General features: G+C 58.1%; 14 protein-coding genes and 2 tRNA genes. 15 read left to right on the top strand and 1 reads right to left on the bottom strand.

All coding sequences use genetic code 11. The features are described from left to right. Positions 1-22 precede the first annotated feature (22 nt). Positions 23-427 carry a hypothetical protein gene (locus LQ249_RS26765; RefSeq protein WP_017847416.1) on the top strand — a complete coding sequence of 135 codons (405 nt, stop codon included), beginning with the start codon at positions 23-25 and terminating at the stop codon, positions 425-427. 9 nt (positions 428-436) lie between these two features. Here the strand turns inward: LQ249_RS26765 and LQ249_RS26760 are convergent, their stop codons facing one another. Next, positions 437-745, bottom strand: coding sequence for a YhbY family RNA-binding protein (locus LQ249_RS26760; protein WP_017139256.1), 309 nt, complete (start codon positions 743-745; stop codon positions 437-439). A gap of 105 nt (positions 746-850) precedes the next feature. Between LQ249_RS26760 and rlmE the strand changes: the two genes are divergently transcribed. The 14 genes from rlmE to rpsO all read left to right on the top strand — a co-directional run bounded on the left by rlmE (position 851) and on the right by rpsO (position 13,907). Continuing rightward, on the top strand, positions 851-1,501 hold the full coding sequence (rlmE, locus tag LQ249_RS26755) for a 23S rRNA (uridine(2552)-2'-O)-methyltransferase RlmE (RefSeq protein WP_017847417.1): 651 nt from the start codon (positions 851-853) through the stop codon (positions 1,499-1,501). Positions 1,502-1,701: 200 nt separating this feature from the next. After that, the gene (ftsH, locus tag LQ249_RS26750) at positions 1,702-3,612 is read left to right on the top strand and encodes an ATP-dependent zinc metalloprotease FtsH (protein ID WP_017847418.1); all 1,911 of its coding nucleotides are present in this window, start codon (positions 1,702-1,704) and stop codon (positions 3,610-3,612) included. Positions 3,613-3,620: 8 nt separating this feature from the next. Further along, positions 3,621-4,472, top strand: coding sequence for a dihydropteroate synthase (gene folP / locus LQ249_RS26745; protein WP_026140085.1), 852 nt, complete (start codon positions 3,621-3,623; stop codon positions 4,470-4,472). A 16-nt stretch (positions 4,473-4,488) separates the two neighbouring features. Continuing rightward, positions 4,489-5,826, top strand: a complete 1,338-nt coding sequence (gene glmM, locus LQ249_RS26740) for a phosphoglucosamine mutase (RefSeq protein WP_017847420.1) — start codon at positions 4,489-4,491, stop codon at positions 5,824-5,826. 66 nt (positions 5,827-5,892) lie between these two features. Continuing rightward, positions 5,893-6,648 (top strand): triose-phosphate isomerase, encoded by a 756-nt coding sequence (gene tpiA, locus LQ249_RS26735; protein ID WP_046382042.1) that lies wholly within the window; start codon positions 5,893-5,895, stop codon positions 6,646-6,648. Positions 6,649-6,652: 4 nt separating this feature from the next. Further along, a complete protein-coding gene (gene secG, locus LQ249_RS26730) occupies positions 6,653-7,036 on the top strand; it encodes a preprotein translocase subunit SecG (RefSeq protein ID WP_010206600.1) in 384 nt (127 codons plus the stop codon). A 22-nt stretch (positions 7,037-7,058) separates the two neighbouring features. Then, a tRNA-Leu gene (locus LQ249_RS26725) sits at positions 7,059-7,144 on the top strand. A gap of 96 nt (positions 7,145-7,240) precedes the next feature. After that, positions 7,241-7,317: transfer RNA gene (locus LQ249_RS26720), tRNA-Met, on the top strand. A 141-nt stretch (positions 7,318-7,458) separates the two neighbouring features. Continuing rightward, positions 7,459-7,917 carry a ribosome maturation factor RimP gene (gene rimP / locus LQ249_RS26715; protein WP_026140087.1) on the top strand — a complete coding sequence of 153 codons (459 nt, stop codon included), beginning with the start codon at positions 7,459-7,461 and terminating at the stop codon, positions 7,915-7,917. Between the two features lie 47 nt (positions 7,918-7,964). Next, entirely contained in the window at positions 7,965-9,446 is a 1,482-nt protein-coding gene (gene nusA / locus LQ249_RS26710) for a transcription termination factor NusA (RefSeq protein WP_008057419.1), read from the top strand. Positions 9,447-9,473: 27 nt separating this feature from the next. Beyond that, entirely contained in the window at positions 9,474-12,002 is a 2,529-nt protein-coding gene (infB, locus tag LQ249_RS26705) for a translation initiation factor IF-2 (RefSeq protein WP_046382043.1), read from the top strand. Between the two features lie 159 nt (positions 12,003-12,161). Further along, positions 12,162-12,557 carry a 30S ribosome-binding factor RbfA gene (gene rbfA / locus LQ249_RS26700; protein ID WP_017847424.1) on the top strand — a complete coding sequence of 132 codons (396 nt, stop codon included), beginning with the start codon at positions 12,162-12,164 and terminating at the stop codon, positions 12,555-12,557. Positions 12,558-12,560: 3 nt separating this feature from the next. After that, the gene (gene truB, locus LQ249_RS26695) at positions 12,561-13,478 is read left to right on the top strand and encodes a tRNA pseudouridine(55) synthase TruB (RefSeq protein ID WP_232566005.1); all 918 of its coding nucleotides are present in this window, start codon (positions 12,561-12,563) and stop codon (positions 13,476-13,478) included. 159 nt (positions 13,479-13,637) lie between these two features. Next, complete coding sequence (gene rpsO / locus LQ249_RS26690; RefSeq protein WP_003176135.1) at positions 13,638-13,907, top strand: 30S ribosomal protein S15; 270 nt, start codon at positions 13,638-13,640, stop codon at positions 13,905-13,907. Positions 13,908-13,970 lie beyond the last annotated feature (63 nt).

The following is a 13,970-nucleotide window of genomic DNA, read 5'->3' as shown; positions in this document are numbered from 1 at the left end:
GCGCCCGCTTCGTGCGGGCGCCATGCTTTGGCAGTTTGCCCAGATGCTGTGGGTGGGCGGCCTGTGGTTGTTGCATATTGGCGTGTTACCGGCGTTGGGCCTGATTGGCCTGGCGCCGTTGTTGATCGATGAGATCGATGGATTACTGAGTGCGCTGCTGGTGGGTTTTGCGGCGGCGTGCGTGACGCTTCAGGCGCTGGTGCTGATCAAGGCCGAAGGCTTGGGGAGTTTGTGGCGGGATATTCGCGGCCAACTGCTGTTGATGGCGCTGTATGCGTGTGCAATGTATTGCATCGTGCATGTGTGGCTGCCGGAAGCGTTGCGCTGGCAGCTATTCAGCTATCTTGTGCTAGGGTTTTCCGGCCTGGTGCTGGTGATGCAACCGGCGCCTGGGTGGAGTGGCGGGGCGCGCGAAGCACGCCCGTGACCCTTGTTGTCATTTGAAGCGATGAACGTTCGACAGTTGCTTGTTGACGCTGAAGTTCTTGCGATACAGCAGTGCCATCTTGCCGATGACCTGAACCAGGTCTGCCTTGCCAACCTTGCACAGTTCTGCAATGGCGGCCAGGCGCGCTTCGCGGTCAAGGATGTTGACCTTGATCTTGATCAGTTCGTGATCGCCCAATGCGCGTTCAAGTTCGGCTAACACACCTTCAGTCAAACCGTTGTCGGCCACGATCAAAACTGGTTTCAGATGGTGGCCAATGGATTTGTACTGTTTCTTCTGCTCTTGAGTGAGCGGCATAATCTGACCCCTGCGTCTGATCTTGTAAAAAGCGGCGGCCAGTTTACCCGAGCGAGTCCGGGACCGCCCAGTTAATCACGACCCGTTTTATTTTCGAGGTGGCCCGTGGCCCGTTCCAAAACTAGCCTTAAGTGGCTGCAAGAGCATTTCAACGACCCTTACGTCAAAAAGGCGCAAAAGGACGGCTACCGTTCCCGGGCCAGCTACAAGCTGCTGGAGCTTCAGGACAAGGACAAACTGTTCCGTCCCGGCATGAGCGTGATCGACCTGGGCGCCGCCCCGGGTGGCTGGTCCCAGGTGGCCAGTCGTCTGATTGGCGGGCAAGGCCGGTTGATCGCTTCCGACATCCTGGAGATGGACAGCATCCCGGATGTGACCTTCGTCCATGGTGACTTTACCCAGGATGCGGTGTTAGCTGAGATCCTGCAGGCTGTGGGAAATTCGCAGGTGGACCTTGTGATTTCCGACATGGCCCCCAATATGAGTGGATTACCGGCTGTTGATATGCCGCGAGCCATGTTCCTGTGCGAGTTGGCGCTGGATCTGGCGGGGCGGGTATTGCGTCCGGGTGGTGATTTCCTGGTCAAGGTCTTCCAGGGCGAAGGTTTCGACGAGTACCACAAGAACATCCGCAAGCTGTTCGATAAGGTGCAGATGCGTAAACCGGACTCCTCACGGGACCGGTCTCGCGAGCAATATCTGCTGGCGCGGGGGTTCCGCGGTATCGAAGGTGCAGCGAGTGATGAGCGCCTTTGAAGGTTTGAGGGGAGTCGATAGGTTTTTTTATATCGCTTTCGTCACGAAGCTTTACGAATATTGTGTAGTCAAAGTTTCACAAAGGGTTACAGACGGCGCCTGCCAGAGTTGTAGGTAATGTAGTAAGTTAGGCCGGTGAATATCATGCGAAGCGCGCGCCAGTAGCGGAGCTTGCTTCAGAGGGTAGTTAATTGAACGATATGGCAAAGAATCTGATCCTGTGGTTGATCATCGCGGCTGTCCTGGTGACGGTGATGAACAACTTCTCCAGCCCTAACGAGCCGCAGACCCTCAACTATTCCGACTTCATCCAGCAAGTTAAGGATGGCAAGGTCGAGCGCGTAGCGGTTGATGGCTACGTGATTACCGGCAAGCGCAACGATGGCGACGGCTTCAAGACCATTCGTCCGGCAATCCAGGACAACGGTCTGATCGGCGACTTGGTGGATAACCACGTGATCGTCGAAGGCAAGCTGCCTGAGCAGCAGAGCATCTGGACTCAACTCCTGGTGGCAAGCTTCCCGATCCTGGTGATCATCGCCGTGTTCATGTTCTTCATGCGCCAGATGCAAGGCGGTGCAGGAGGCAAGGGCGGGCCGATGAGTTTCGGCAAGAGCAAGGCGCGCCTGCTCTCCGAAGACCAGGTGAAGACCACCCTGGCTGACGTCGCCGGTTGCGACGAAGCCAAGGAAGAAGTGGGTGAGCTGGTCGAGTTCCTGCGTGATCCGGGCAAGTTCCAGCGCCTGGGTGGCCGCATTCCACGCGGTGTGCTGATGGTCGGCCCGCCGGGTACCGGTAAAACCTTGCTGGCCAAGGCGATTGCCGGTGAAGCCAAGGTGCCGTTCTTCACCATTTCCGGTTCGGACTTCGTCGAAATGTTCGTCGGCGTCGGTGCCAGCCGTGTTCGCGACATGTTCGAGCAGGCCAAGAAGCACGCGCCATGCATCATCTTCATCGATGAAATCGACGCCGTTGGTCGCCATCGTGGTGCTGGCATGGGCGGTGGTCACGATGAACGTGAGCAGACCCTCAACCAGTTGCTGGTGGAGATGGACGGCTTTGAAATGAATGACGGCATCATCGTCATTGCCGCAACCAACCGTCCGGATGTGTTGGACCCTGCATTGCTGCGTCCAGGCCGTTTCGACCGTCAGGTTGTGGTGGGCTTGCCGGATATCCGTGGTCGTGAGCAGATTCTGAAAGTCCACATGCGTAAAGTACCCATGGGCGACGACGTGGCTCCGGCCGTGATTGCCCGCGGTACGCCTGGCTTCTCCGGTGCCGACCTGGCCAACCTGGTGAACGAGGCTTCGCTGTTTGCGGCCCGTACCGGCAAGCGCATCGTGGAAATGAAAGAGTTCGAACTGGCCAAAGACAAGATCATGATGGGCGCCGAGCGCAAATCCATGGTCATGTCCGAGAAAGAGAAGCAGAACACCGCTTATCACGAAGCCGGTCACGCTATCGTAGGGCGCGTCGTGCCTGAGCATGACCCGGTCTACAAAGTGTCGATCATTCCTCGTGGTCGGGCGCTGGGCGTGACCATGTTCCTGCCGGAAGAAGATCGCTACAGCCTCTCCAAGCGTGCGTTGATCAGTCAGATCTGCTCGCTGTACGGCGGCCGGATCGCTGAAGAGATGACCCTGGGCTTTGACGGTGTCACCACCGGTGCTTCCAACGACATCATGCGTGCCAGCCAGATTGCGCGGAACATGGTGACCAAATGGGGTCTGTCGGAAAAACTCGGTCCTTTGATGTACGCCGAGGAAGAAGGCGAAGTGTTCCTGGGGCGTGGCGGTGGCGGTCAAAGTGCCAGCTTCTCCGGTGAGACAGCCAAGCTGATCGACTCCGAAGTGCGCAGCATCATTGACCAGTGCTACGGCACGGCCAAGCAGATCCTCACCGACAACCGCGACAAGCTGGATGCCATGGCGGATGCGCTGATGAAGTACGAAACCATTGATGCCGATCAGATCGACGACATCATGGCGGGCCGTACACCGCGTGAACCTCGCGATTGGGAAGGTGGTTCGGGCACCTCTGGCACGCCGCCAGTGGTTCAGAACGAACGCCCTGAAAACCCGATCGGCGGTCCTGCAGCTGACCACTAAGGTTTGAAATGACTTTTGCGTCGTCCTCCACCCGGTTGCCTTGCGGCAGCCGGGTTCTTGATTTGGCCCATACGCATGTCATGGGCATTCTTAATGTAACCCCCGATTCCTTTTCCGATGGTGGTCGCTTCAATCAGCTCGATGCTGCGTTGCGTCACGCCGAGGCGATGGTGGCGGCGGGTGCGACCTTGATCGATGTTGGCGGCGAGTCGACCCGGCCCGGTGCTCGCGTGGTTTCTCCCGTGGAGGAACTGGAGCGGGTGGCGCCGATCGTCGAGCGCATCGCTCGCGAGCTGGATGTGATCATTTCCGTGGATACATCGACCCCGGCGGTGATGCGCGAAACGGCGCGCCTGGGTGCGGGGCTGATCAACGATGTGCGTTCGTTGCAGCGTGATGGTGCGCTGGACGCCGCCGCGGCGACCGGCCTGCCGGTGTGCCTGATGCATATGCTGGGCGAGCCCGGCACCATGCAGGACAATCCGCACTACGATGATCTGGTTGGCGAAGTGAGCGGGTTCCTGGCTGATCGCATTGCTCAATGCGCCGCCGTAGGGATCGCTGCCGACAAGATCATCCTCGATCCGGGGTTTGGTTTCGCCAAGACCCTGCAGCACAATCTAAGTCTGTTCAAGCATATGGAAGCCTTGCATGCCCTGGGTCGACCTTTGTTGGTCGGCGTTTCGCGCAAGAGCATGATAGGTCTGGCGCTGAATCGCCCGGTGGGCGAGCGGCTTTATGGTGGGTTGGCGCTGGCGGCACTTGCTGTGACCAAGGGTGCGCGTATCTTGCGTGTGCATGATGTCGCTGAGACCGTGGATGTTGTCCGCATGATTGCCGCAGTAGAATCGGCCGAATAAGAATGATGGAGCACTTATGACAAAGAAATACTTTGGCACCGACGGTATCCGTGGTCGGGTCGGCGAGTTTCCGATTACCCCCGATTTCATGCTCAAGCTGGGTTGGGCGGCAGGCATGGCGTTCCGCAGCATGGGCGCGTGCCGCATCCTGGTGGGCAAGGACACGCGTATCTCAGGCTATATGTTTGAGTCTGCGCTGGAGGCCGGTTTGTCCGCCGCCGGTGCCGATGTAATGCTGCTGGGCCCGATGCCGACCCCGGCGATCGCTTACCTGACGCGTACCTTCCATGCCGAAGCCGGCATTGTGATCAGTGCTTCGCACAATCCTCATGATGACAACGGCATCAAGTTCTTCTCGGGGCAGGGCACCAAGCTGCCGGATGAGATCGAGCTGATGATCGAAGAGCTGCTGGATGCGCCGATGACGGTGGTCGAGTCCAGCAAGCTGGGCAAGGTGTCGCGGATCAACGACGCCTCTGGCCGTTATATCGAATTCTGTAAGAGCAGTGTGCCAAGCAGCACCAATTTCGCCGGGCTGAAGATCGTCGTCGACTGTGCCCATGGTGCGACCTATAAAGTGGCGCCGAGCGTGTTCAAGGAGCTGGGTGCGGAAGTGACGGTGCTGTCGGCCCAGCCAAACGGGTTGAACATCAACGAAAACTGCGGCTCCACGCATATGGAGCAATTGCAGGCTGCCGTCCTGGCCGAGCATGCCGACCTGGGTATTGCCTTTGATGGCGACGGTGACCGCGTGCTGATGGTGGATCACACCGGCGCCGTGGTTGATGGCGATGACTTGATGTTCATCATTGCCCGCGACCTGCATGAGCGTAACCGCTTGCAGGGCGGTGTTGTCGGTACGCTGATGAGCAATCTCGGGCTGGAGTTGGCACTGGGCGAGCTGGGCATTCCTTTTGTGCGTGCCAATGTCGGGGATCGTTATGTGATTGCCGAACTGCTGGAGCGCAATTGGCAGATCGGTGGCGAGAACTCCGGGCATGTCGTGTGCTTCCAGCACACCACCACGGGCGACGCGATCATTGCCGCGCTGCAGGTGCTGTTGGCGTTGCGCCGTCGCCAGGAAAGCCTGGCCCAGGCGCGTCAAGCCCTGCGTAAGTGCCCGCAAGTGCTGCTCAATGTGCGCTTTGCCGGTGGCGACAACCCGATCGAACACCCGGCTGTCAAAGCGGCCTGCGAGCGCGTGACCCTGGCAATGGCGGGGCGTGGGCGCGTGTTGCTGCGCAAGTCCGGCACAGAGCCGCTGGTGCGCGTCATGGTCGAAGGTGAGGACGAAACCCTGGTTCGCGGGCATGCCGAAGACCTGGCAAAACTAGTAACTGAAGTTTGCTCCTGAATTCGGCTTGCCAGTGATGGTGTGGTTGGGTAACATCTGCGCCCACTTTGACCGACGAGGTACAGCATGCGTCGCACTATGGTAGCTGGTAACTGGAAGATGCACGGTACCCGCGCCAGTGTCGCTGAGCTGATCAATGGCCTTCGTCACTTGGCCTTGCCGAGCGGTGTTGATGTCGCGGTTTTTCCATCTTGCTTGCATATCAACCAAGTGGTTGATGGCTTGAAAGGTAAGTCGATTCAGGTCGGCGCGCAGAATTGCGCAATGGAACCCATGCAAGGTGCGCTGACAGGTGAGATTTCGCCAAGTCAGTTGGTTGATGCGGGTTGTTCCTACGTGCTTGTCGGGCACTCCGAGCGCCGTCAGTTGATGGGCGAGCGGGATGGGACACTCAATCGCAAGTTCGCAGCGGCACAGGCTTGTGGCTTGATTCCGGTGTTGTGCATAGGGGAGACCCTTGAACAGCGCGAATCGGGCAAGACTCTTGAAGTTGTCTCGCGTCAGCTGGGCAGCATCATCGAGGAGCTGGGTGTTGGTGCGTTTGCGAAGGCAGTCATCGCTTACGAGCCGGTCTGGGCCATTGGCACCGGGCTGACTGCAACACCGCAACAGGCGCAGGATGTGCATGCAGCTATCCGCGCGCAGTTGGCGGCAGAGAATTCTGAGGTCGCACAAGGTGTGCGGCTTCTATACGGCGGCAGCGTGAAGGCGGCCAATGCGGTCGAACTGTTCGGCATGCCGGATATCGATGGGGGGCTCATTGGTGGAGCTTCCCTGAATGCAGATGAGTTCGGTGCGATTTGTCGCGCCGCGGGAAACTGAAAAAATGCTGGAAACAGTCGTAGTCGTTTTTCATCTGTTGGCTGCCCTGGGCGTAGTTGCCCTGGTTTTGTTGCAACAGGGTAAAGGTGCGGATGCTGGTGCGTCTTTCGGTGCAGGTGCTTCAAATACTGTGTTCGGAAGCCAAGGTTCCTCTACCTTTCTTAGTAAGTTTACTGCTATACTTGCCGCAGGTTTCTTCATAACCAGCTTAGGGTTAGGTTACTTTGCTAAAGAGAAAGCTCATGTGCTGACTCAAGTAGGTTTGCCAAACCCAGCAGTGTTGGAAGTACCAAAAGCAAAACCGGCTTCTGATGATGTCCCGGTGCTTCAAGAGCAAAAGTCGGCTACTCCAGCGACTGACGTGCCTCCAGCTCAAGAGCAGAAGTAAGAAGGGTTGTAAACGCTGTATTGCCGAGGTGGTGGAATTGGTAGACACGCAACCTTGAGGTGGTTGTGCCCATAGGGTGTAGGGGTTCGAGTCCCCTTCTCGGTACCAATTATCAGGAGAGCCCGCTGTTGCGGGCTTTCTTGTAGGTGGAAGGTTACATTGACCCTGTAAGGGATCGGTCGTATACTTCCGCCCCAGCTTTGTCGCGGGGTGGAGCAGTCTGGTAGCTCGTCGGGCTCATAACCCGAAGGTCGTCGGTTCAAATCCGGCCCCCGCAACCAGTTTTAGCGGAGCCCCTTATTAAGGGGCTTTTTGTTAGCTGGACACTTTCAACGCCGCTATTCGACGGCGTTTCAAGGATGGGCGTTTCGCCCATTTTTTTATTTTGCACAGCATGCACATACATGCACGAGGGGGTTCAGGTGTCGAGCAAGCTAGAAGAGTTGCAGGCCTTGCTGGCCCCGGTGGTCGTGGCCCTGGGCTATGAATGCTGGGGTATTGAGTTTTCGGCTCAAGGTCGCCACTCAATGTTGCGCGTTTATATTGATAAAGAGGGCGGCGTGCTGGTGGACGATTGTGCCATTGTCAGCCGTCAGATCAGTGGTGTCCTGGATGTTGAAGATCCAATCGCCGTTGAGTACACCCTCGAAGTTTCCTCGCCTGGCATGGAACGCCCACTGTTCACTCTCGAGCAGTTTGCAAAATTTGCCGGTGGACAAGTGAAAATCAAGCTGCGATCTCCCTTTGAAGGGCGACGCAATTTTCAGGGCCTTCTGCGCGGTGTAGAAGAGCAGGATGTCGTGGTGCAAGTAGAAGACCATGAGTTCCTGTTGCCGATCGATATGATCGACAAGGCCAACATTATTCCCAGTTTTGACTGAGACGCGGATCCCGCGGATCCAATGGCTTGCGAAAGGCGAGGCGTACGATGAGCAAAGAAGTACTGCTGGTTGTTGAGTCGGTATCCAATGAAAAGGGCGTACCGGCAAACGTGATTTTTGAAGCGCTGGAGCTGGCCCTGGCCACTGCGACCAAAAAGCGTTTTGAAGACGAAGTTGATCTGCGTGTGGAAATCAACCGCCACACCGGTGCCTATGAAACTTTCCGTCGCTGGACGGTCGTTGAAGAAGCCGATCTTGATGATCCGGCCATCGAAACCTGGCCGAGCAAGGTCGCTGAAACGCACCCTGGCGCCAAGGTCGGTGATGTTGTCGAAGAAAAGATCGAGTCGATCGAGTTCGGCCGTATTGCTGCACAAACTGCCAAGCAGGTCATTGTGCAGAAGGTTCGCGAGGCCGAGCGCGCTCAAGTCGTTGACGCCTATCGCGAGCGCCTGGGTGAAATCATCTCCGGCACCGTGAAAAAAGTTACCCGCGACAACGTGATCGTCGACCTGGGCAACAACGCCGAAGCGTTGCTGGCCCGCGAAGACATCATTTCTCGCGAAACCTTCCGTGTCGGCGTGCGTCTGCGTGCGCTGCTCAAGGAAATCCGCACCGAGAACCGCGGTCCTCAGTTGATCCTGTCGCGTACCGCGCCGGAAATGCTGATCGAACTGTTCCGCATCGAAGTGCCGGAAATCGCCGAAGGCCTGATCGAAGTCATGGCTGCGTCCCGCGACCCGGGTTCGCGCGCCAAGATCGCGGTCCGTTCCAAGGACAAACGCATCGACCCGCAGGGCGCTTGCATTGGTATGCGCGGTTCGCGCGTCCAGGCAGTGTCGGGCGAGTTGGGCGGTGAGCGTGTGGATATCGTCCTGTGGGACGATAACCCGGCGCAGTTCGTGATCAACGCCATGTCGCCGGCTGAAGTGGCGGCAATTATCGTTGACGAAGATGCCCATGCCATGGACATCGCCGTTGGCGCAGACAATCTGGCTCAGGCCATTGGTCGTGGTGGTCAGAACGTGCGTCTGGCCAGCCAACTGACCGGCTGGACCCTGAACGTGATGACCGAATCGGACATCCAGGCTAAGCAGCAAGCTGAAACCGGTGACATCCTGCGCAACTTCATCGACGAGCTGGAAGTCGACGAAGACCTGGCGCAGGTGCTGGTAGATGAAGGCTTCACCAGCCTGGAAGAGATTGCCTACGTACCGTTGGAAGAAATGCTCAACATCGATGGCTTTGACGAAGACACCGTCAACGAGCTTCGCGCTCGGGCCAAGGATCGTTTGTTGACTAAAGCCATCGCTACTGAGGAAAAGCTGGCAGACGCCCATCCGGCCGAAGACCTGCTCTCGCTTGAGGGTATGGACAAGGATTTGGCGATGGAACTGGCGGTGCGCGGCGTAATTACCCGCGAAGACCTGGCCGAGCAGTCTATTGACGATCTGCTCGACATCGACGGCATTGACGATGATCGTGCCGGCAAGTTGATCATGGCCGCCCGAGCCCATTGGTTCGAGTAATTAGGCGCGGCCTGAGGAGAGAAGTGCATGACGCAAGTCACGGTGAAACAACTGGCCGATGAGGTCAAAACACCGGTAGAGCGCCTGTTGCAGCAGATGCGTGAGGCAGGTCTGCCGCACACCGCCGCCGATGAAGGTGTGAGCGATAGTGAGAAGCAGTCTTTGCTGACTCACTTGAAGAGCAGCCACAAGGCGAAAGTGGAAGAACCGCGCAAGATTACATTGCAGCGCAAAACCACCAGCACCCTGCGTGTTGCTGGTAGCAAGAGCATCAGCGTTGAAGTACGCAAGAAGAAAGTCTTCGTACAGCGCAGCCCGGAAGAAATCGAAGCCGAGCGCAAACGCGAACTGGAAGAACGTCGCGCAGTAGAAAATGCTGCTCGTCAGAAGGCTGAAGAAGAAGCCAAGCGTCGCGCCGAAGAAGAAGCGCGTCGCCAGCCTGCTGCTGCGCAACCTGCTGCCACTGATGCGGTCGCTGCTCCTGCTGCCGCGCCTGTAGAAGCTGTGCGTGAGGCCGCTCCGGTGGCCGCCGCACCAGCACCTGCTGCTGATGCGCGTAAACGCGACGAACCTCGTCGTCCGGACAAACCACGTGCCGACGATAACAGTCGTCGCGGTGGCGGCGGTGATGGTGAGCGCAAAAACGCTCCGCATCGTGCTTCGGTCAAAGAGAAAGCGCCTGCGCCACGCGTTGCCCCACGTACCACCGACGAAGAAAGCGACAGCTTCCGTCGTGGTGGTCGCGGCAAGGCCAAGCTGAAAAAACGCAACGCCCACGGTTTCCAGAGCCCAACCGGCCCTGTCGTGCGTGAAGTGAAGATCGGCGAGACCATCACTGTGGGCGATCTCGCCCAGCAGATGTCGGTCAAGGCAGCTGAAATCATCAAGTTCATGTTCAAGCTGGGCACTCCGGCCACCATCAACCAGGTACTGGATCAGGAAACTGCCCAACTGGTTGCTGAAGAGCTGGGCCACAAAGTGACCCTGGTCAGCGACACTGCCCTGGAAGATTCCCTGGCCGAGTCCCTGAAGTTCGAAGGTGAAGCCGTTTCCCGTGCGCCGGTCGTGACCGTAATGGGCCACGTTGACCACGGTAAGACTTCCCTGCTCGACTACATCCGTCGTGCCAAGGTTGCGGCAGGCGAGGCTGGCGGTATTACCCAGCACATCGGCGCCTACCACGTTGAAACCGATCGCGGCATGGTGACGTTCCTCGACACCCCTGGTCACGCCGCGTTTACCGCGATGCGTGCCCGTGGTGCCAAGGCGACCGACATCGTGATCCTGGTCGTTGCAGCAGACGACGGCGTGATGCCACAAACCATCGAAGCCGTTCAGCATGCCAAGGCAGCTGGCGTACCGTTGGTGGTTGCGGTGAACAAAATCGACAAGCCGGGCGCCGATCTCGATCGCATCCGTAGCGAACTGTCGGTTCACGGCGTGACTTCCGAAGAATGGGGTGGCGACACTCCATTCGTACCGGTCTCGGCGAAAGTCGGTACTGGCGTTGACGAACTGCTCGAAGCTGTTCTGTTGCAAGCCGAAGTCCTGGAACTGACCGCTACGCCATCGGCTCCTGGCCGTGGTGTTGTGGTTGAGTCCCGCCTCGACAAGGGCCGTGGCCCGGTGGCGACCGTTCTGGTTCAAGACGGTACCCTGCGCCAAGGCGACATGGTGCTGGTCGGTTCGAACTATGGCCGTGTACGTGCCATGCTCGACGAGAACGGCAAGTCCATCAAGGAAGCCGGTCCGTCCATCCCTGTCGAGATTCTCGGCCTGGACGGTACCCCGGACGCTGGCGACGAGATGAGCGTGGTTGCCGACGAGAAGAAAGCCCGTGAAGTGGCTCTGTTCCGTCAAGGCAAGTTCCGCGAAGTCAAGTTGGCCCGTGCTCACGCCGGCAAGCTGGAAAACATCTTCGAGAACATGGGCCAGGAAGAGAAGAAGACGCTTAACATCGTCCTCAAATCTGACGTCCGTGGTTCCCTCGAAGCGTTGAACGGCGCCTTGAACGGCCTGGGTAACGACGAAGTGCAAGTGCGTGTCGTCGGTGGCGGTGTCGGTGGTATCACCGAGTCCGACGCCAACCTGGCACTGGCTTCCAACGCTGTACTGTTCGGCTTCAACGTGCGTGCCGATGCTGGCGCTCGCAAGATCGTCGAGCAGGAAGGCCTGGACATGCGTTACTACAACGTCATCTACGACATCATCGAAGACGTCAAGAAAGCCCTCACCGGCATGCTTGGCAGCGACGTCCGGGAGAACATCCTGGGTATCGCCGAGGTGCGTGACGTGTTCCGCTCGCCGAAATTCGGCGCGATCGCCGGCTGCATGGTTATCGAAGGCACCGTTCACCGTAACCGTCCTATCCGTGTACTGCGTGAAGACATCGTTATCTTCGAAGGCGAGCTGGAATCCCTGCGCCGCTTCAAGGATGACGCTTCCGAAGTACGTGCCGGCATGGAATGCGGTATCGGCGTCAAGAGCTACAACGACGTCAAGGTTGGCGACAAGATCGAAGTCTTCGAGAAGGTTCAGGTTGCTCGCAGCCTCTAACTCGCGCACTTCAGGAGCCACGCCGCGTGTGGGCATGCAAATGCCCCGCGCAACGTCCGGACTCTAAACGCAACGCCCGGTCTGGCTTTTGTCAGGCCGGGCGTTTGCCGCTTTCAGACCCCACGGGTTTCACCGTGTGGCAGTAACAGGTAACAAGACATGGCAAAAGAATACAGCCGTACCCAACGTATCGGCGATCAGATGCAGCGCGAGCTGGCCCAACTGATCCGTCGCGAAGTCAAAGATCCTCGTGTTGGCCTGGTCACCATCACCGCCGTTGAAGTGAGCCGTGACGTAGGTCACGCAAAAATCTTCATCACCGTGATGGGTGAGGACAGCAGCGAAGAAATCGCGCAAAGCATCAAGGTGCTCAACTCGGCCGCAGGTTTCCTGCGCATGCAGTTGGCCCGCGAAATGAAGCTGCGCAGCGTGCCTCAGTTGCACTTCCACTACGACGAAAGCGTCGTGCGTGGCGCGCACCTGTCGGCATTGATCGAGCGCGCCGTGGCTGAGGATAATCAGCATCCGTCCACACCTGAAGACGCCAAGGAGTAAGCGGTGGCTCAGGTCAAACGTATCCGTCGCAACGTCAGCGGCATCATTCTGCTCGACAAGCCCATTGGCTTTACCTCCAATGCCGCCTTGCAGAAGGTCCGCTGGCTGCTCAATGCCGAGAAAGCCGGGCACACCGGCAGCCTCGACCCCCTGGCCACCGGTGTGTTGCCGTTGTGCTTTGGCGAGGCCACCAAGTTCTCGCAATACCTGCTCGATTCCGACAAGGGTTACGAAACCCTGATGCAACTGGGCAAGACCACCACCACGGCCGATGCCGAGGGTGATGTTTTGCAGGTTCGCGACGTGACCGTTGGTCGTACTGATATCGAGGCTGCTTTACCCGCTTTTCGTGGGCAAATCAGTCAGATACCGCCGATGTACTCGGCGCTCAAACGCGATGGGCAACCACTTTACAAGCTGGCTCGTGCGGGTGAAGTAGTGGAGCGCGAACCGCGTTCTGTTACTATTGCGCGCTTGGAATTGCTCGCCTGTGAAGGCGACACCGCACGCCTGGCCGTGGACTGCAGCAAAGGCACCTATATCCGTACCCTGGTGGAAGATATCGGTGAAAAGCTCGGTTGCGGCGCGTATGTCGCAGAACTGCGACGCACCCAGGCCGGCCCTTTCAGCCTGGCCCAGACGGTGACGCTGGAAGAGTTGGAAGCGGTACACGCCGAAGGCGGCAATGAAGCGGTCGATCGCTTCTTGATGCCATCGGACAGCGGTTTGCTCGATTGGCCATTGCTGCACTTCTCGGAGCACAGCGCGTTCTACTGGCTCAACGGCCAGCCGGTACGTGCCCCGGACGCGCCGAAATTCGGCATGGTGCGGGTACAGGATCATAACGGTCGCTTTATCGGTATCGGTGAAGTGAGCGAAGACGGGCGCATCGCGCCGCGTCGACTGATTCGGTCAGAATGACCGAAACCAGTTTGTGGTAAAAGCGTATCAGCCTTTACGCAAACTGGAACGAGGGTGGCTGTTAACAGGCACGGTCACTACTCATTTTTAGATACAGGGATTTGTCCCTGGCCTGTTGAAACTGCCCTTTGGGTGGTTTCCTGAAAAAAGGATTGCCTCATGGCTCTCGACGTTCAAGAAAAAGCACAAATCGTAGCTGACTATCAGCAAGCTGTTGGTGACACTGGTTCGCCAGAAGTGCAAGTTGCACTGCTGACCCACAACATCAACAAACTGCAAGGTCACTTCAAGGCCAACGGTAAAGATCACCACTCCCGTCGTGGTCTGATCCGCATGGTAAACCAGCGCCGTAAGCTGCTGGACTACCTGAAAGGCAAGGATCTGGGTCGTTATCAGGCTCTGATCGGTCGCCTGGGTCTGCGTCGCTAATAAGCGATTGCGCTAGAGGTTGGTTGTTTGCCGTGTGTCAGTGGGATTCCCGCTGGCCCATGG

This window comes from Pseudomonas sp. 7-41 (assembly GCF_021233075.1).
GTDB lineage: Bacteria > Pseudomonadota > Gammaproteobacteria > Pseudomonadales > Pseudomonadaceae > Aquipseudomonas > Aquipseudomonas veronii.
Note: the sequence above shows the minus strand (reverse complement) of the source record. Positions and strands in the feature narration are given on the sequence as shown.